The sequence below is a fragment of the Pyxidicoccus sp. M15 genome (assembly GCF_056858435.1).
Map to the genome: position 1 here is coordinate 6,550,951 of NZ_CM166495.1, position 16,640 is coordinate 6,567,590.

17 protein-coding genes are annotated in these 16,640 nt (G+C 68.6%); 2 read left to right on the forward strand and 15 right to left on the reverse strand.

Annotation, left to right across the window (positions count from 1 at the left end):
• Positions 1-4 precede the first annotated feature (4 nt).
• The 12 genes from ACX9TP_RS24385 to ACX9TP_RS24440 all read right to left on the reverse strand — a co-directional run bounded on the left by ACX9TP_RS24385 (position 5) and on the right by ACX9TP_RS24440 (position 11,687).
• On the reverse strand, positions 5-886 hold the full coding sequence (locus tag ACX9TP_RS24385) for a ribonuclease H-like domain-containing protein (protein WP_482973014.1): 882 nt from the start codon (positions 884-886) through the stop codon (positions 5-7).
• Entirely contained in the window at positions 886-1,314 is a 429-nt protein-coding gene (locus ACX9TP_RS24390; protein ID WP_482973015.1) for a (deoxy)nucleoside triphosphate pyrophosphohydrolase, read from the reverse strand. The genes ACX9TP_RS24385 and ACX9TP_RS24390 overlap by 1 nt, the downstream gene beginning before the upstream one ends.
• Positions 1,311-2,459, reverse strand: coding sequence for an outer membrane protein assembly factor BamB family protein (locus ACX9TP_RS24395; protein WP_482973016.1), 1,149 nt, complete (start codon positions 2,457-2,459; stop codon positions 1,311-1,313). Before ACX9TP_RS24395 ends, ACX9TP_RS24390 begins: the two co-directional genes overlap by 4 nt.
• Positions 2,460-2,484: 25 nt before the next feature.
• A complete protein-coding gene (locus tag ACX9TP_RS24400) occupies positions 2,485-3,294 on the reverse strand; it encodes a tetratricopeptide repeat protein (protein ID WP_482973017.1) in 810 nt (269 codons plus the stop codon).
• Positions 3,295-3,397: 103 nt separating this feature from the next.
• The gene (der, locus tag ACX9TP_RS24405) at positions 3,398-4,777 is read right to left on the reverse strand and encodes a ribosome biogenesis GTPase Der (protein WP_482973018.1); all 1,380 of its coding nucleotides are present in this window, start codon (positions 4,775-4,777) and stop codon (positions 3,398-3,400) included.
• A gap of 1 nt (position 4,778) precedes the next feature.
• The gene (gene era / locus ACX9TP_RS24410) at positions 4,779-5,723 is read right to left on the reverse strand and encodes a GTPase Era (RefSeq protein ID WP_267862598.1); all 945 of its coding nucleotides are present in this window, start codon (positions 5,721-5,723) and stop codon (positions 4,779-4,781) included.
• A 123-nt stretch (positions 5,724-5,846) separates the two neighbouring features.
• Complete coding sequence (locus ACX9TP_RS24415; protein WP_482982213.1) at positions 5,847-6,431, reverse strand: peptidylprolyl isomerase; 585 nt, start codon at positions 6,429-6,431, stop codon at positions 5,847-5,849.
• Between the two features lie 42 nt (positions 6,432-6,473).
• Complete coding sequence (locus ACX9TP_RS24420) at positions 6,474-7,199, reverse strand: peptidylprolyl isomerase (protein WP_482973019.1); 726 nt, start codon at positions 7,197-7,199, stop codon at positions 6,474-6,476.
• 44 nt (positions 7,200-7,243) lie between these two features.
• Positions 7,244-8,077: a ribonuclease III gene (rnc, locus tag ACX9TP_RS24425; protein ID WP_482973020.1), complete on the reverse strand. Its 834-nt coding sequence runs from the start codon at positions 8,075-8,077 to the stop codon at positions 7,244-7,246.
• On the reverse strand, positions 8,078-8,941 hold the full coding sequence (locus tag ACX9TP_RS24430) for a hypothetical protein (RefSeq protein ID WP_482973021.1): 864 nt from the start codon (positions 8,939-8,941) through the stop codon (positions 8,078-8,080). It lies immediately after the preceding gene.
• Positions 8,941-10,086, reverse strand: a complete 1,146-nt coding sequence (locus ACX9TP_RS24435; RefSeq protein WP_482973022.1) for an acyl-CoA dehydrogenase family protein — start codon at positions 10,084-10,086, stop codon at positions 8,941-8,943. The genes ACX9TP_RS24430 and ACX9TP_RS24435 overlap by 1 nt, the downstream gene beginning before the upstream one ends.
• A gap of 71 nt (positions 10,087-10,157) precedes the next feature.
• Positions 10,158-11,687: an acyl-CoA carboxylase subunit beta gene (locus tag ACX9TP_RS24440; protein WP_482973023.1), complete on the reverse strand. Its 1,530-nt coding sequence runs from the start codon at positions 11,685-11,687 to the stop codon at positions 10,158-10,160.
• A gap of 210 nt (positions 11,688-11,897) precedes the next feature.
• On the opposite strand from ACX9TP_RS24440, the gene ACX9TP_RS24445 reads away from it, so the two are divergent.
• Entirely contained in the window at positions 11,898-12,257 is a 360-nt protein-coding gene (locus ACX9TP_RS24445; RefSeq protein ID WP_482973024.1) for a YtxH domain-containing protein, read from the forward strand.
• A gap of 108 nt (positions 12,258-12,365) precedes the next feature.
• On the opposite strand, the gene ACX9TP_RS24450 is transcribed toward ACX9TP_RS24445, so the two are convergent.
• Complete coding sequence (locus ACX9TP_RS24450; protein WP_482973025.1) at positions 12,366-13,142, reverse strand: enoyl-CoA hydratase-related protein; 777 nt, start codon at positions 13,140-13,142, stop codon at positions 12,366-12,368.
• Between the two features lie 102 nt (positions 13,143-13,244).
• Between ACX9TP_RS24450 and ACX9TP_RS24455 the strand changes: the two genes are divergently transcribed.
• Entirely contained in the window at positions 13,245-15,185 is a 1,941-nt protein-coding gene (locus ACX9TP_RS24455) for a TIM44-like domain-containing protein (RefSeq protein WP_482973026.1), read from the forward strand.
• 6 nt (positions 15,186-15,191) lie between these two features.
• Here the strand turns inward: ACX9TP_RS24455 and ACX9TP_RS24460 are convergent, their stop codons facing one another.
• Positions 15,192-15,932, reverse strand: coding sequence for a hypothetical protein (locus ACX9TP_RS24460; protein ID WP_482973027.1), 741 nt, complete (start codon positions 15,930-15,932; stop codon positions 15,192-15,194).
• Complete coding sequence (locus ACX9TP_RS24465) at positions 15,922-16,566, reverse strand: hypothetical protein (RefSeq protein ID WP_482973028.1); 645 nt, start codon at positions 16,564-16,566, stop codon at positions 15,922-15,924. Before ACX9TP_RS24465 ends, ACX9TP_RS24460 begins: the two co-directional genes overlap by 11 nt.
• Positions 16,567-16,640: the final 74 nt, after the last annotated feature.

Here is a 16,640-nt window from a genome sequence, read left to right on the forward strand (position 1 = left end):
CCGCTCAGGAATCCTGCTCCATGGCCCGGACCCTCGCGAGCGTGTGCAAATCCCTCTCGGTGGGCCCCAGGTCCAGGATGATCTTGCTCACGTCGTACAGCACGTCGCCGCGGTCGAACACCGGCACTCGGGGCACGTCCTGGTTCAGCTCGTCCGCGCCGCGGTTGTACGAGAAGTCCATCAGCGTCCGGAGCTGGAACGAATCGTAGAGGTTGTACTCGACGAGGTACCGCAGCGCCTCCACGTCCCCGCGGCGCAGGTACGCCCGCCACAGCAGCACCGCGTCGTACCCGTTGACGCCCTTCAGGTGCTGCGGCCGCTCGGCGCCAATCTTCCCCTCGATTTCCTTCAGCCCGCCGCCAATGCCCAGCCGCCGCGTGACGAAGCGCAAATCGATGTGCGCGTCCGGTACCGGGAAGCGCCCCGGCCCGAAGTAGTCCCGCAGCACTGGCACGTCGAAGCACGAGCCGTTGAACGTCACCCACAGCCGCCGCTCCGCCATCGCCTCCGGCAGCGCGTCCATGTTCCGGCCCTGGATGAACACGTGCAGCCCACGCGAGTCGAACAGGCTCACCACCGTGGGCGCCTGCGCGTCCTTCCCGTCCGTCTCGATGTCGAAGTAGACGGCGTCGTCCTGGAACGCCGGGTACAGCCGCCAGTGCTCGCGGGGCGGCAGCAGCTCCGCCAGCTTGCGCAAATCCCTGCGCTCCAGCGCCTCACGGGCCTCCGCGATTCGCGCCCGGGCGACGTCGTCCGTCTTCTTGCTGATGGCCACCCCGGTGCCGGCCGCCGGGAAGTCGTCCCAGGTCCGGATGCCTCGGGACCACAGGTCCTTCTCCCGCCAGGGCCCCACGCCGGGGATGTGCTGGAAGGTCCGCTGCAGCATCAATCGAGCGAGCCCAGCCTTCCCGCCACCAGGTCGTTCAGCAGCGGGATGTCCGCCTCGCAGAACGGCAGGGCCTGCATCTCCGCCGGCGTGTGGAACGCCAGCATGTGGGCGCCCAGCGGCTTCGGCTCGCCCGTCACCATCCGGGCGGCATAGAGCACCAGCTCCACCGTGAGGTCCGGGTACGTGTGCCGGCCTTCCCACAGCCGCCGGCCCACGGAGAGCTCCACGTCCAGCTCTTCGCGGCACTCACGGGCCAGGGCGGCCTCGTCGGACTCCCCGGGCTCCACCTTGCCGCCGGGGAACTCCCACAGCAGGGCCCGGCTTCCGCCGGGGAGCCGCTGCTGCACCAGGAACCGGCTGCCGTCCTCGAGCCCCGGAATCAGTGCCGCGACGACGCGGACCGTCCTGGTCGCCACCACCGTCACCCGCGAATCCTGTTCACGTCCAGGGCGTACAGGAAGCCGTTGTTGGACAGCACGAACACCTGCTTGCCCCGGACGAAGGGCGTCGCGCTGATGCCGTCCCCCGGGTTCCACGCCAGCCGGGACCTGCCCGTCTTCGGGTCCAGGAACAGCAGCGAGCGCTGGATGGGCACGAGCAGCATTCCCTGGGCGAACACCGGAGCGAACGCCGCCCGTTCCCCCAGGGGCAGGGACCAGAGCAGCTTCCCGCTGTCCGCCAGGTAGGCGTCCACCCGGCCGTCACCCGACGCGAAGACCATCTGCCCCCGCGTCAGCAGCGACGTGACGCCGCCCACGGTGGTGTTCCACACCATGTCGCCCGTCTCCGCCTCGAGGGCGAAGATGCCGTTCTTGTACGAGGCCACGAACAGCTGCCCGGCCTCGTTCATCACCGGCGGCGTGTCCACGTCCAGGAACTGGGTGCCCGCGCCGGACAGCGACTTCTCCCACGAGGCGCTGCCATCCGAGAGGCTCAGCGCCACCAGGAAGCCGTCGGAGAAGCCGACGTAGGCGGTGCCCTCGTGCACCAGCGGCGTGGACGCGCCACGGATGGTGAAGCCGGACGGAGGATCTCTCCGGTACTGCCAAGCCCACACCCCGTCCGCGGCCTTCACCGCGAAGAGCGTGTCGCTCTCCGAGGCCACCAGCACCAGGCCGTCCGCCAGCACCGGCACCGTCGCCAGCGACTCGCCCGCGGTGTACTTCCACTTCACCTCGCCGGTGGCCGAGTCCAGCGCGTACAGCACGCCGTCCCCACCGGGAACGTAGACGACGCCCTCGCTCACCCGGGCGCCCGCGTTGAAGCGGACGGCCGTCTGGAAGGACCACTTCACCTTGCCGTCCGAGCCCACCGCGCGGACGTAGCCGTCCCGCGTGAGCGCGATGACGTGCTTGTTGTCCGCGTCGTACGCCGGAGAGGCCACCTCGCGCGGCGAGTACTCCAGCCGCGTGGGCGGAGCCAGCGGGGCCCACCAGTTCACCGAGAAGTAGTCCAACGGCCGCGACGCCGCGGGCCGGGGCAGCTCCGGGTTCGTGTAGAGCGGCGCCGTGCTGCATCCTCCCAGAAGCCCCGCGACCGCGGCGCCACCCAGCCAACGCTTCCAGCTCACGAGCCGCTCCTTCATGAAGTCCGTACTACCCCGCGTCCTGACCCGTGGCCGGCGCCGCCGGAGGCGCCGGGGGCGGGACCTTCACACCCTCCGAGGCGAGCACCGCCAGCCGCTCGCTGGCCTGCCGCGCCGCCGCGGTGTTGGGGTGGTCCGTGGAGATCTTCGAGAGCACCTGCGCCGCCTCCTCCTTCTTGTCCTGGAGGATGAGCATGCGCGCCTTGTGGTACGCGCCCATGCCGGTGAGGTACTCGCCGCCGCCCGCCGCCTCCATCTGCTCGAAGGACTTGCTGGCGTCGTCGTACTTCTGCTGGGCCTCCTGGGCGTAGCCCTGGCCCTCCAGCGCGCCGGCGCGCAGCGGCTCGTTCTCCGGGGCGTCCTTCAGGAAGGCCGCGAAGGCCTCCTGCGCCGCCGGGTAGTTGCCGAGCCGGAACTGCGCCTTGCCCAGGGTGAGCGCCGCCGTCGTCGCGGAGCGCGTCCCGCCGTGCGCCTTGCGGAAGTCGTTGAGGGCCGTCACCAGCGCCTCGTCCCGCTCCTTCAGCGTCTTGAAGGCGGGCTCCGTGTCGCCGGGCTGCGGGGGCTCCACGCCCTCCACCGGCCGCTCCAGGACGGCGAGCGCCTGACCCAGCGCCTGGGAGGCCTTCTCCTCGCCGCTCTTGGACACCTGGCTGGCGATGGCCACGCCCAGGCCGCCGAGGATCAGCACGCCCGCGGCGATGCCGATCATCTTCTGCCGCTGAGCCAGCCAGTCACTGGCCTCGACCCCCACCTTCTGGAAGGTGTCCGGCTGACGAAGCTCCTTCTGGCGAATCTTCTCGGTCTTGGTGGTTCCGGCCACGTCTGGCAACCTCTCTAGATACGACGCTGCTCTACCCTGGCAGAGCGTGAAAGAGCGGCGCACTGTACGGAGCGCGCGCCGCGAGTGTCAACGCAGTGACGCTTCAGCTCTTCCCCTGGAGGTGCGGCTTCTTGCGGGCCTGCCGCTTGGCCTGCCCGGGGCGCTCCCGGAAGATGAGGCGGATGGGCACCCGCAGGTCGAACGTCTTGCGGAGCTGGTTGGTGATGTAGCGCTTGTACATGTCCGGGACGCCTTCGGGGGCATTCGTCGTAATGGCGAAGGTCGGCGGCGCCGTGGTCACCTGGGAGATGTAGTACAGCCGCAGGGGCTTGCCCCGGACGATGGGCGCCGGGTGGTTGTCCACCATGTGCTCCAGGAGCCGGTTGAGCTGCGGGGTGGGCGCCCGGAAGCGGAACTGCTTCGCCAGCTCCACCGCCACGTCCACCACCTTCTCCACCTTCGAGCCCTTCAGGGCGGAGGTGAAGAGGATGGGCGCATAGCCCACGAACTTGAGCGCGTACTTGAGCGACTCGCGGTAGGTCTCCTGCCGGCGCTGGTCCGCGTCCACCAGGTCCCACTTGTTGACGACGATGACGAGCGCCCGGCCGCGCTCCTCCGCCAGGCCCGCCAGCTTCGCGTCCTGGTCCACCGCCGGCTCCATGGCGTCCATCAGCAGCACCGCCACGTCGCTGCGCTCCATGGTCTTCAGCGCGGAGATGACGGAGAACTGCTCCACGCGCTGGGCAATGGTCTTCTTGCGCCGGATGCCCGCGGTGTCCGTGAGGATGAGCTGCTCGCCCTTGTAGGTCAGCGGCGAGTCCACAGGGTCTCTCGTGGTGCCCGGAATCTCGCTGGCCACCACCCGCTTCTGCTTGAGGATGGCGTTGACCAGGGTGCTCTTGCCCACGTTGGGCCGGCCGATGATGGACACGCGGATGACGCCGTCGTCCGGCGGGGCCTCGGCGTCCTCGTCGTCTTCCCTGGGGGGCAGCTTCGCCACCACCTCGTCGAAGAGGCCCGGCACGCCCAGGCCGTGCTCGGCGGACATGGCCTGCACCTCGCCCAGGCCCAGCTTGTAGAACTCGGCGGCCAGCGCCTGCATCTGCCCGGTGGTGTTGTCCAGCTTGTTGGCGGCCACCACCACCGGCTTGCCGCTCTTGCGCAGGTACTTCGCCACCGCGTCGTCCGCGGGGGTGATGCCCTCGCGCGCGTCGACGACGAAGATGATGACGTGGCACTCCTCCACCGCGAGCTGCGCCTGCTCGCGCACCTGCTGGAGCAGCGAGTCCTTGTCGCCGGGGACGAAGCCGCCCGTGTCGATGAAGGTGAAGGTCCGGCCCTCCCACTCGGCGTCGTGGTAGTGGCGGTCCCGCGTGACGCCGGGCATGTCCTCGACCAGCGCGAGGCGCTTGCCGACGAGGCGGTTGAACAGCGTGCTCTTGCCCACGTTGGGGCGTCCGACAATTGCAACCAGGGGCTTCATCTCAGTCGTATCCCAGCTTCTTGAGGCCTTCGGGGCGCTCGCTCCAGCGCGGCTCCACGCGTACCCGGAGGTCCAGGTACACGTGCGCGCCCAGCAGGCGTTGCACGGACTTGCGGGCGTCCGTGCCAATGGTCTTCAGCATCTGCCCCTGCTTGCCAATGATGATGGCCTTCTGGCTGTCGCGCTCCACGTAGATGGACGCCGCGATGCGGATGAGCCCGCCCAGCTGGTTCGGCGGAGTGCCCGGCCGGGGCTCCCGCTCGGACTCGTCGAAGATGTCCACCAGCACCGCGGTGGAATAGGGGATTTCCTGGCGGCAGTGGCGCAGCACCTGCTCGCGGATGTACTCGGCCACCAGCACGCGCTCCTGCTGGTCGGTGAGCATGTCGTCGTCGAAGACGTTCTCCCCTTCCGGCATGTGGCCCAGCACCGCGTCGAAGAGCCGCTCCACGCCGTCCTTCTCCCGCGCGGAGATGGGCACCACCTCCGCGAAGGGGAACTCGTTGCGGTACAGGTCGATGAGCGGCAGCAGCATCGCCTTGGGGATGGAGTCGATCTTGTTGATGACCAGGAAGGTGGGCTTGCCCACCTTCTGCAGCCGCTCGAGGATGGTGCGGTTGCCCGGGCTCACCTCGAGCTTCTCGCCCGCGGGCGGCTCGATGAGGAAGAGGACCAGGTCCACCTCCTCGGCCGCACTGAGGGCGACCTCCACCATGTACCGGTTGAGCTCGCCCTTGGCCTGGTGGATGCCGGGCGTGTCGAGGAACGCCACCTGCCCCTCCGGGCGCGTCACCACGCCGAGGATGCGGTTGCGAGTCGTTTGAGGCTTGGGCGAGACGATGGCGATCTTCTCGCCAGTCAGCGCATTGAGCAGCGTGCTCTTGCCCACATTGGGGCGCCCGATGAGCGCGGCGAAGCCGCTGCGATGTGTCTTGGGGGAGGCCATTGCTTCGGAGGTGATCTGGGAGTCCCCGAGAAAAGGGAGCCCCGAAGGGGGAACGTCTGACAGCGCCCTATAACAGCCCCGCCGCCCGGCCATTCAGGCACGGACGGGCGGCAGGCGGGCGGCCTACGGCTGGGTCGTCGAGATGGTCAGCTTGTTGATGCGCACATCCGTCCGGGGGCGGTCGCTCCCGTCGCGCGGCACGCCGGCGATCTTCTCCACCACGTCGTAGCCGCTCAGCACCTCACCGAAGATGGTGTGCTTGTTGTTGAGGTACGTCGGCTTGGACGTGGTGATGAAGAACTGGCTGCCGTTGGTGTTGGGGCGGCCGATGTTGGCCGTCGCCAGCAGGCCCACTTTGTCGAAGGTGCGGCCGCTCTGGTACTCGTCCGGGACGTTGAAGCCCGGGCCACCGCGGCCGGTGCCCGTCGGGTCTCCGCCCTGAATCATGAAGCCCGGAATCACGCGGTGGAAGATGATGCCGTCGTAGTACGGCTTCTTGGTCTTCTCACCCGACTGGGGGTCCTGGAACTCCAGCTCGCCCGTCGCCAGGCCCACGAAGCTCGCCACCGTCTTGGGCGCGTCCTTCGCGAACAGGCGCGCGACGATCTGCCCCTGCGTGGTGTCGAAGGTGGCGTAAAGGTCCTTGCCCGCCTGGGCCTCGTCCATCATTCCCATGCTGCCCTCCCGTCTGTTGGGGCCCGGCCGGATGGACGGGCCCGTGTCAGGTCCACTGTCCCGCGCGCCGTGCCACTACTGCTTCGGTGAAGCCGGCGTCGCGCCCGGAGCCTTCTCCGGAGTCTTGTCCTGGGCCTTCTTCGGCCCCGGGGCCGGCGCCTTCACGCCCGCGGGCGCCTTGTCGCTCAGCACCACCCGGTTGACGACCACCGGCGGCTGGGGCCGGTCCCGGTTGTCGCGGGGCACGTTGCCAATCTTCGTCACCACGTCGTAGCCCTGCACCACCTCGCCGAAGATGGTGTGCCTGTTGTTCAGGTACGTGGGCATGCTGGTGGTGATGAAGAACTGGCTGCCGTTGCTGTTCGGCCCCGCATTGGCCATGGCCAGGAGGCCGACCTTGTCGAAGGTGCGGCCGCTCTGGAACTCGTCCTCGAAGCGGTAGCCCGGGTCGCCCATGCCGGTGCCCTGCGGGTCTCCGCCCTGAATCATGAAGTCGGGGATGACGCGGTGGAACATGGTGCCGTCGTACATCGGCTTCTTCGTCTTCTCGCCCGACTTCGGGTCCCTCCACTCCTTCTCGCCGGCGGCCAGGCCCACGAAGTTGGCCACCGTCTTGGGAGCGTCCTTGGAGAAGAGCCGGAGGACGATGTCGCCCTGGCTCGTCTTCAGCGTGGCGTAGAGGTCCTTGCCGGACTCGACCTTCTTCGTCCACTTGCCGGAGGCGGCGGGGGCAGCCGAGGCGGTCACCGCCATCAGGCAGGCCACCATCGCGAGCGTCATTCGGAGGGAGGAGGGTCTCATTCGGCGGGCACCTTATGCGCCACCCCTCCCCCGTCCAAGCGGTTTCACGCCGGGGTGTCGCCCCCTGACGTTTCGGCCGGAGCCGGCGCGGAGGGCTCCTCCCCCTGGGCGCGGGGCTCACAGGCGGGCGCCGGGGCCGGGGCGCCGCCCGGCGGCAGCCGCTGCGGGAGCATGTCCAGCGTCACCCGGGCCGCCGCCTGCTCCGCCTCCTTCTTGCTGCGCCCCGTGGCGCGCGCGAAGGGCTCGTCGCCGATGAGGACCTCCACCTCGAAGATCTTCGAGTGTTCCGGGCCGGACTCCGACACCACCCGATACCGCGGGGGCATCTTCAGCCGCTCGTGGATGACCTGGCCCAGCGCCGTCTTGTAGTCCTTGTCCAGGCTGCCGGCGGCCTCGTCGATGAGCTCCGCGAAGAAGCGGTCCACCAGTTGGAGCACCGGCTCCATGCCCGAGCTCAGGTACACGGCGCCGAAGACGGCCTCCATGGCGTCCGCCAGCAGCGAGTTCTTCTCGCGCCCCTTGTACTTGTCCTCGCCCCGGCCCAGCAGCAGCAGATCTCCCAGGGGAATCCGCCGCGCCACCAGGGCCAGCCCCTCCTCGTGCACGAGGCGGGCGCGGACCTTGGTGAGGAAGCCCTCCGGCACGTCCGGGTAGCGCCGCCACAGCCGGTCCGCGACGGCGAGGTTCACCACCGCGTCGCCGAAGAACTCCAGGCGCTGGTTGTCCTTCAGGCGCAGGTCCGGGTTCTCGTTGACGTACGTCTTGTGGGTCAGCGCTTCAATCGCCAGGTCCTGCCGGGAGATGGACACTCCCAGGCGGGACTCGAGGAGCTGCACGCGCTCGGTGAGGCCGGGTTTCTCGGAACCACTCAACGTCATTCACTCCTGTGGCGCGTCCGGCCCCACCAGTCTCACGGCCTCGGGAGAGACCTTCAGCAGGTCCGCCACCATCTGGACGATGCCGGGGAATTCATCCAGCTCGAACCGTCCCGCCCACACCTTGCCCTGGGCCCCCGCCAGCAGCCCCCGGAACGTGCGCCCCGCCACCCTCGCGGCGGCGAAGCGGTAGGGACGGCCTTGAACCTCCAGCTGTGCCAGCAGCTCCAGGCTGCTGCGCGGCGGCACCAACGCCTCCGCCCCGAACTTCGCCACGATGTCCGCGAAGCGCACCAGCCCGGCGCCTACCGGAACGGGCTGGGGCCGGGACGCTGGCTCGCCGAACAGCGCGGCGAGGTAGCCCGTCAGCGCGACGCGCTCCCGGAACTCCGACAGCTCCAGCGTGTGGCCGCTCGCGGTGCGCACCTCTTCACCGCCGCGCACCACCCGGGCCACCCGGAAGTTGCCCAGGCGGTCCGCCACCAGCGTGACGGTCAGGTCGCCGTCGACCACCTCGGAGGACAGCTCCAGCGTCTCCGGGTCCACGCGCGGGGCGAGCCCCAGCACCTGGAGCTCCGCCGAGCGCCGCTGGACGTGGAAGATGTGCTCGTTGAACGCGTCCGACAGCAGCGCCTCGATGTCCGAGACGTCGCTGAGGGCCCCCACCAGGATGGGGGCCAGCCCCACCACCGCCGCCGGGGCAATGGGGATGAGCCGGTCCCCCATCACCTGGAAGGTCACCTCGGGGATGAAGGCCCGGGTGACGGGATTCACCAGCGGAGAGGACTCCAGGTCCAGCACCGCCTCGGTGCCGGCCGCGTCCTCCCTCACCTGCAGCCCGAGTCCCTCCAGTCGAGCGGTGTCCATCACGCCCCTTTGAAGAGCTCGCGGGCGATGATGGTGCGCTGGATCTCGCTCGTGCCCTCGCCGATTTCACACAGCTTGGCGTCGCGGAGGTAGCGCTCGACGGGGAACTCGCGGGTGTAGCCGTAGCCGCCGTGGATCTGCACCGCCTTGTTGCAGGCGCGCATGGCCGCCTCGGAGGCGAAGAGCTTCGCCATGGAGGCCTCCTTCGAGTACGGCTTGCCCTCGTCCGCCAGCTTCGCCGCGCGGTGCACCAGCAGCCGGGCCGCGTCCATCTCCGTCTTCATGTCCGCCATCATCCAGCGCAGGCCCTGGAACTCGCTGATGGGCTGGCCGAACGCGGTGCGCTCGCGCGAGTAGCGGATGGACTCCTCCAGGGCACCCCGCCCCAGGCCCACCGCCAGCGCTCCGATGGTGATGCGGCCCTTGTCGAGGATCTTCATGGTGTCGATGAAGCCGTGGTCCACCTCGCCCACGCGGGCCGAGTCGGGGACCTCCACGTTCTCCATCACCAGCTCCGCCGTGTCCGACGAGCGCATGCCCAGCTTGCCGTGGATGGCGCGCTGGCTGAACCCCGGCATCCCCTTCTCCAGCAGGAAGGCGGTGACGCCCTTCTGCTTCTTCGCCGGGGACGTCACCGCCAGCACCACGAACACGTCGCCGACGGTGCCCTGGGTGATGAACATCTTGGAGCCGTTGAGCACCCAGTTGTTGCCCTGGCGCACCGCGGTCGTCTTCATGCCGGAGGCGTCCGAGCCCGAGCCGGGCTCCGTCAGGCCCCACGCGCCCAGGTACTCACCGGTGGCGAGCTTGGGCAGGAACTTCTTCTTCAGGGCCTCGCTGCCGAAGACGCGCAGGTGGCTGGTGCCCAGGCCGTTGTGGCTGGCCACGGTGAGCGCGAGCGAGCCGTCATAGCGGGCGATCTCCTCCACGGCGACCGCCACGGCCAGGGAGTCCATGGCCGCCCCGCCGTACTCCTCGGCGACCAGCATGCCCATCACGCCCAGCTGGCCCAGCTCCCGGACGACCTCCATCGGGAACTTCTCGTCCTTGTCCCAGTCACGGGCGTACGGCTTCACCCGGCGTTCGCAGAAGTCCCGGAGGGAGGATTGGAGGGCGCGGTGGCTTTCAGGAAGTTCGAAATCCATGGTGTCGGCAGGATCTATAGCAAAGCGCCCCAGCGCAGGCCGGGGGCTTGCGAAAGGAGCAGGTTTTCTACTCAGACGGGATAGACACCGTGCTTCTTCTCGGCACGGGGCTGGTGGCGCTGGGCGTACAGCCGGTAACGCTGGGACAGCTCCTGACGCAGGCTGTCACCGGGGACGATCTCGTCGATGATCAGCTCGCTGGCCAGCTTGTAGATGTCCACGTCGGCCTTGTACTCGTCGCGCAGCTTCTGGACGTAGGCCGGGCGGTCCGCCTCGGGCAGCTCTTGGATCTTGTTGTAGTAGACGGCGTTCACCGCCGCCTCCGGGCCCATGACGGCGATCATCGCCCCGGGCAGCGCCAGGGTGGCGTCCGGCGCGAAGCCGGGGCCGCTCATGGCGTAGAGGCCGGCGCCGTAAGCCTTGCGGACCACCACGCAGATCTTCGGGACGCTGGCCTCGGACACGGCCGAGATCATCTTCGCGCCAGCGCGGATGATGCCGGCCCGCTCCACCTTGGTGCCGATCATGAAGCCCGGGACGTCCGCCAGGTAGAGCAGCGGGATGTTGAATGCATCACACAACCAGATGAAGCGCGCCGCCTTGTCCGCGCTGTCCACGAACAGCACGCCGCCCTTGTACTTGGGCTGGTTGGCGACGATGCCCACGGGCATGCCGTCGATGCGGGCCAGGCCGGTGATGAGTTCCTGCGCGAAGAGCTTCTTCACCTCGAACCAGCTGTCCTCGTCGATGAGCTCCTTGATGAGCGCATGCATGTCGAAGGGCTTGTTCTGGTCGGCGGGGACGATTTCGTCCACGCGCTTGCCGCTGGCCTTGGGGGCAATCGCGGGGGCCTCGGGCGCGCGCTGGCCGAAGTTCTCCGGGAAGTACCCGATGTACTTCTTCGCCGCGGCGATGGCCTCCTGCTCCGTCTTCACGAGCACGTCGCCGACGCCGGAGATGGAGCAGTGCATCTTCGCGCCGCCCATCTCCTCGAGCGTCACCTTCTCGCCAATCACCATCTCCGCCATGCGGGGGCTGCCCAGGTACATGGAGGCGTTGCCGTCCACCATGATGACCAGGTCGCAGAAGGCGGGGATGTACGCGCCGCCGGCCGCGGAAGGGCCGAAGAGCAGGCACACCTGGGGCACGAAGCCGGACATGTGCACTTCGTTGTAGAAGATGCGGCCGGCGCCGCGGCGGCCGGGGAACATCTCCACCTGGTCGGTGATGCGCGCACCGGCGGAGTCCACGAGGTAGAAGAGCGGGCAGCGGAGCGAGCGGGCGGTCTCCTGGATGCGGAGGATCTTCTCCACCGTGCGGGCCCCCCAGCTGCCGGCCTTCACCGTGGAGTCGTTGGCCATGATGGCCACGGTGCGGCCGGCGACCTTGCCCAGGCCGATGACGACGCCATCCGAGGGCAGCTCCGGGTCCAGGTTGTTGGCGAGCTTCGCGTCCTCCACGAAGGAGCCCTCATCCACCAGCAGGCGGATGCGCTCACGGGCGAACAGCTTGCCCGCCTCCGTGTTCTTCGCGTGGTACTTCTGCGCGCCACCCTTCTCCACCTGCGCGATCTTCTCCAGCAGCTTCGAGTCTTGGGACATGGCCCGGGCCACATAGCAGAAAGGTCCCCGCCTGGCTGCCTTCTCTCCGAGGGTGCGGCGCGTCGTGACGTCCAGCTTACGACGCACCGTGTGAACGAGGGGGCGCGGGGGGTGCCGTTGAAGGCTCCCCTGCCTACCTTGGAGCCTCAACGGGGGCGTACTCGCGAGCAATACCGCGCCTCCGGCACTCATCTGGCCCAGGAGGGACGCATGTTCGCAGCGAAGAAGACCAAGTGGATGGCGAAGGGGTTGGCCAAGAGCGACCTGATCCGGAAGGTCGTGGCGCAGCGGCTCATCAATGACCTGCCCCGTGCGGCGCGGGACACGTGGGACGACTTCGACGCCGATGACGTCCTGCGTGTGGTGGGGCTGACCACCCGCAAGCCCGCGACGGTGGGCCTGGGGGGCCTGGGCGCCTTCATCCTCGGCGTGGCCGCCGGTGGCGTGGCGGCGCTGCTCCTCGCCCCGAAGACGGGCACCGAGCTGCGCACCACCGTTAAGGACCGGGCGATGGGCTACATGAACAAGCAGGGCGTCAACGTCGGCCCCGAGAAGACCGCGAGCGCCTGAGGCGCCCGGCCTTCCGGTCCATGACCTGACAGAAGTCCTCCGGGGGCACGGGTCTGGTTCATCCAGGCCGGTGCCCCCGGGTGTTTTCCGGGGGCACCGCGTGGGGAACTAGCGGCCCTTGTAGACGGGGGCGCGCTTCTCCGCGAAGGCGCGCAGGCCCTCGAGCCGGTCCTCCGTCTTGAGGATGTCCTCGTACTTGCGCAGCTCCAGCGCGAGCGCGTCGTCCAGCTCCAGGCCGGTGCCCTCGTCGATGGCGTGCTTGGCCGTGCCCACGGCGAGGGGCGCGTTCTTCACCACCGACTCGGCCAGCCCGAAGGCCACCTCCAGCAGGTGCCCCTCCGGAGCGAGCCGGTTCACCAGGCCGATGGTGAAGGCCTCGGCCGCGTTGACGCTGCGCGCGGTGAGGATGAGGTCCTTCGCCCGGCCCACGCCGATGAGCCGCGACAGCCGCTGCGTCCCGCCACCGCCGGGGATGATGCCCAGCCGCGTCTCGGTGAGCCCCATCTCCGCCGCGGGCGCGGCGACGCGCAAATCGCACGCCAGCGCCAGCTCGGAGCCGCCGCCGAAGGCCGCTCCGTTGATGGCGGCGATGAAGACGCAGTCGCTCTTTTCAATGGCGCGGAAGGTGCGGCGCAGCCCGTCGAGGAAGGCGCGGACGTCGTCCTCGGTCATGGTGGCGCGCTCCTTGAGGTCCGCGCCCGCGCAGAAGGCCTTGTCGCCCGCGCCGGTGATGATGACGGCGCGCACCTTGCGGTCCGAGGACACGCGGGTGACCAGGTCGCCCAGCTCCTTCAGCATGGCCCGGCTGATGGCGTTGCGGCGGCCCTCGCCGTCGATGGTCCAGATCTCGATGGCACCCCGTGCGTCGACCTTGAATTCCGGCATGTGCGCTCCCCTCCCCGGGCCCGTCCGGCGGGCCGCCTGGGACGCGGCAGAGTGCGGCGGGAAGCCGGGTCTGGCAAGGCGGAAACGGTTAGCATTGGACGCATGTCCTCGCGCTTCACGCTTCGTCCCTACCGGTGGGCCCCCTGGCTGCCCTCCGCGCTCGCCCTGGTGGCCCTGCTCGCCCCCCTGATGGCCCTGGCCCGGGGCGGCGGCGGCGAGCACTACACCCGTCCCTCTCGCGACGATGGCGGGGGCGACGGGGGCATCCCCTTCTGGCTCATCTACGAGCTGTTCTCGCTCGTCTTCCGCTACCCGAAGGTGATGCTGCCGCTGCTCGCCATCGGCTTCGGCGTCTGGTGGTTCTACAAGCGCAACCTGCACCCGGACGCCACCACCCGGCGCGCCCTGGACCAGCACGACGCGGACCGGCGCACGCAGGTGGGACACCGGGACGTCCAGGGCTGGGTGAATGCCCTGAAGCTGAAGGACCCCGCGTTCGAGCTGCAGCCGGTGCTCGACAAGACGCGGTGGCTCTTCATGGAGCTGCAGAAGGCGTGGTTCCTGCGGGACATGACGCCGGTGCGGCCGTTCCTCTCGGACGCCACGTGGCAGCGCTTCAACGTGCAGCTCAAGCTCCTGGAGTCCCAGGGCGTGCGAGATGCGATTACCGACATCCAGGTTCTGGACCTCCAGCTCATCGGCCTCACGCAGAGCCAGTGGTTCGACAGCATCCAGCTGCGCGTCCAGGCGCGGATGCGGGACACGGATGTGCCGGCTTCGTTCACGGACGCGCAGGCCACGGATGCGGCGCGCAAGGTGCCTGGTGAGGCCTTCACCGAGGTGTGGACCTTCGTTCGCAAGCCCGGTGCGCAGACGAAGCTGGGGGAGGACTTGTACCAGGGCAAGTGCCCCAACTGCGGCGCCCCGTTCGCCGGCGGTGCGGCGAACAAGTGCGAGTACTGCAACGCGGTGGTGAACTCCGGCAACTACGACTGGACGCTGTCGGAGATCACGCAGGGCGTGGAGCACGTGCGCTACCACAAGACGGTGGACGGCCTGCGCGAGGCGCGTGCCGCGGACCCCGCGCTCAACCTGGAGATCCTGGAGGACCGCGCGTCGCTGCTGTTCTGGAAGTGGATTGACTCGCAGAGCCGCGGCGAGGCGAAGACGCTGTCCAAGGTGGCAAACTCGGAGGCCGTGCAGCGGCTGGGCTCGGAGCTGGAGGAGCTGCGCCGCAAGGGCCGGCGCCGCGTCTTCCTGGAGTGCGCGGTGGGCGCGGTGGATGTCTGCGCGTTGCAGGTGAATCCACAGGGGTACGACGTGGCGCACGTGGACGTGCGCTGGAGCGCGCGCATGGGCGTGGGCCCGTTGAACGAGAAGCCTCCGAAGCTGCCCACGGTGCCGCAGCGATTCATCTTCTCGCTGGTGCGCAGGCATGGCGCGCAGACGAACGCTGAGAACGGTATGTCCACGGACCGCTGCCCCAACTGCAACGCGACGCTCACCGACAGTGCCGCCACCACGTGCGACTTCTGCAACACGCAACTGGGCACCGGTGAGCGGGACTGGGTGCTGGCGTCCGCCCTGCCCTACGAGGCGTGGAACGTGGAGCAGGACCAGCGGTACCAAGCCAATGTGCTCCGCAAGGCCGTGAGCACCGAGAGGGAACGAGAGCGCGTGCCTGCTCCTGGCGCCGACGTGGTCATGGACGTGCAGGAGCGTCAGCGGCTGCTCTACATGATGGCGGCCATCGCCGCGGCCGACGGCGAGGTGTCGTCCAGCGAGCGCAAGCTGCTCAAGCTGTGCTCGGAGCGCTGGGGCGTGGAGTGGTCCAACGTGGAGATGGCGCTGGGCGCGGGCACGCAGCTCTTCGAGAGGTTGGTGCCGCGCGGCTCGCCTGAGGCTGAGCTCATCCTCCGCAACATCGTGGAGATTGCGATGGTGGACGGACGCATCGACCGCAAGGAGCGGCGGATGCTGGAGACCGCAGCTGCGCACCTGGGCTTGAAGGAGAAGCTGTCGTCCATGCTTGGCGAGCTGTAGGCCCGTTCAGCGGTCTTCGTCCTCCGTCACTTCGCCAAGCGCTTCGTCCTTGGGGTAGCGCAGCAAGCTCCGGAGTCCGCTCCGGGGCCAGTACCCCACTGTGAATTGCTCGTCCCCCACCAGCACGCATGCGCCATCCGGAGGACTCGGATGGCGCTTCAGCCACTCTTCCGCGTCCTCGCGCGTGGCGAACGAGCGGAGAGGCGGCAGGTGCTCATCGAGATGCGCCAGGAAATGCGCGAACTCGCGTCCGCAACCTGCCTCGTAGATGAAGTGCAGGGCCAGTGCGGCAGAATGCAGACCTTCGACGTCCGCTGGTGAGGAACCGAGCACGGCCTGCGCATCGTCGAGCGCGTGCCAGAGCTGCTCCTGCTCCTTCGTTCCTCCCGGCCTTCTCAAGGCCTCGACGTGAGGGAGCCGGAACAACAGAGGTTCGCCACTCGAGCGGGCGTAGCCAAGGGTGTACCGCTCACCCGCGACCTGCAGAGCGCCTCGTGGTGGGGGCACGAAGTGCATCTTCAGCCAGGCGTCGAACTCCGCTCGGCTGGAGAACGTGCCGAGAAATGGAAGTGAGGAGCCCCTGAAGGCAGCGAGGTAGTCCTCGAAGTTGTGCCCATGGCCGTCGAGCAGGAAGTAGGAGGCGTGCAAGGCGGGCGTGAGGGCCTCCGCGACCTCGGGAACTCCGCTGAGCAGCTCCTGGGCCTTACGGATGGCTCCTACGCTTCGGTCCAGTTCATCACGATTCATGCCCACCTCCCCCGCACAACGGCGCATCCATGCTGTCGGCCGAGGCCATCAGGGCAAGCGGGGCAAGTACGAGCAGCCCTGCTCCCGCGGAAACGACGACGAAGGCCACTCCTGCGATGACGACTCCGGTTCCCACGAGAAGTTCTGTCCGATGTTCTTTCAGCCACTCAACCGCACCATTCACCGCTGGAAAACGCAGAGCCCGGGCGCTCGCGGCCTCCACGCAGTCCTCGTAGGCGGGCCGGCAATTGTCGCGGCAAATCTGATCGTGCCTGGGGTGCCCACGCGGGATGTAGTTGTGAGGAGCCGGGAGCTTGCGTTTCATGCAGTTCCGGTGGCAGTCGATCAGTTCCTGGTCACAGTCCCGACGGCGGCTACTCGCAAGGACGATGGGCCTTGAGGGCGCACTGCGACTGCCGTAGGACGGCAGGCTCCGCAGCGCATCCTCGAACTCGGCTGCGGGCCGCCACGAGTGGACCACCTGGCCATCGGCCCGCTCCTGGATGACCAGGGCCAGGCTGGAGAGTTCCTCGGGCGCAGGCAGAAGTACGGAACGGACACTGCTACCACAGGAAAGCAGGAAGCAGGCTTGAACCAGAAGCACGAGGCTGCGGAACCGAGGAAGCTGGCTCATTCGAAATGAGCCTACTCAGGAAGACTCAACGGCAGAGATGCAAATTGAGGGCGGCCCGGAGACCTTTCCGGTGC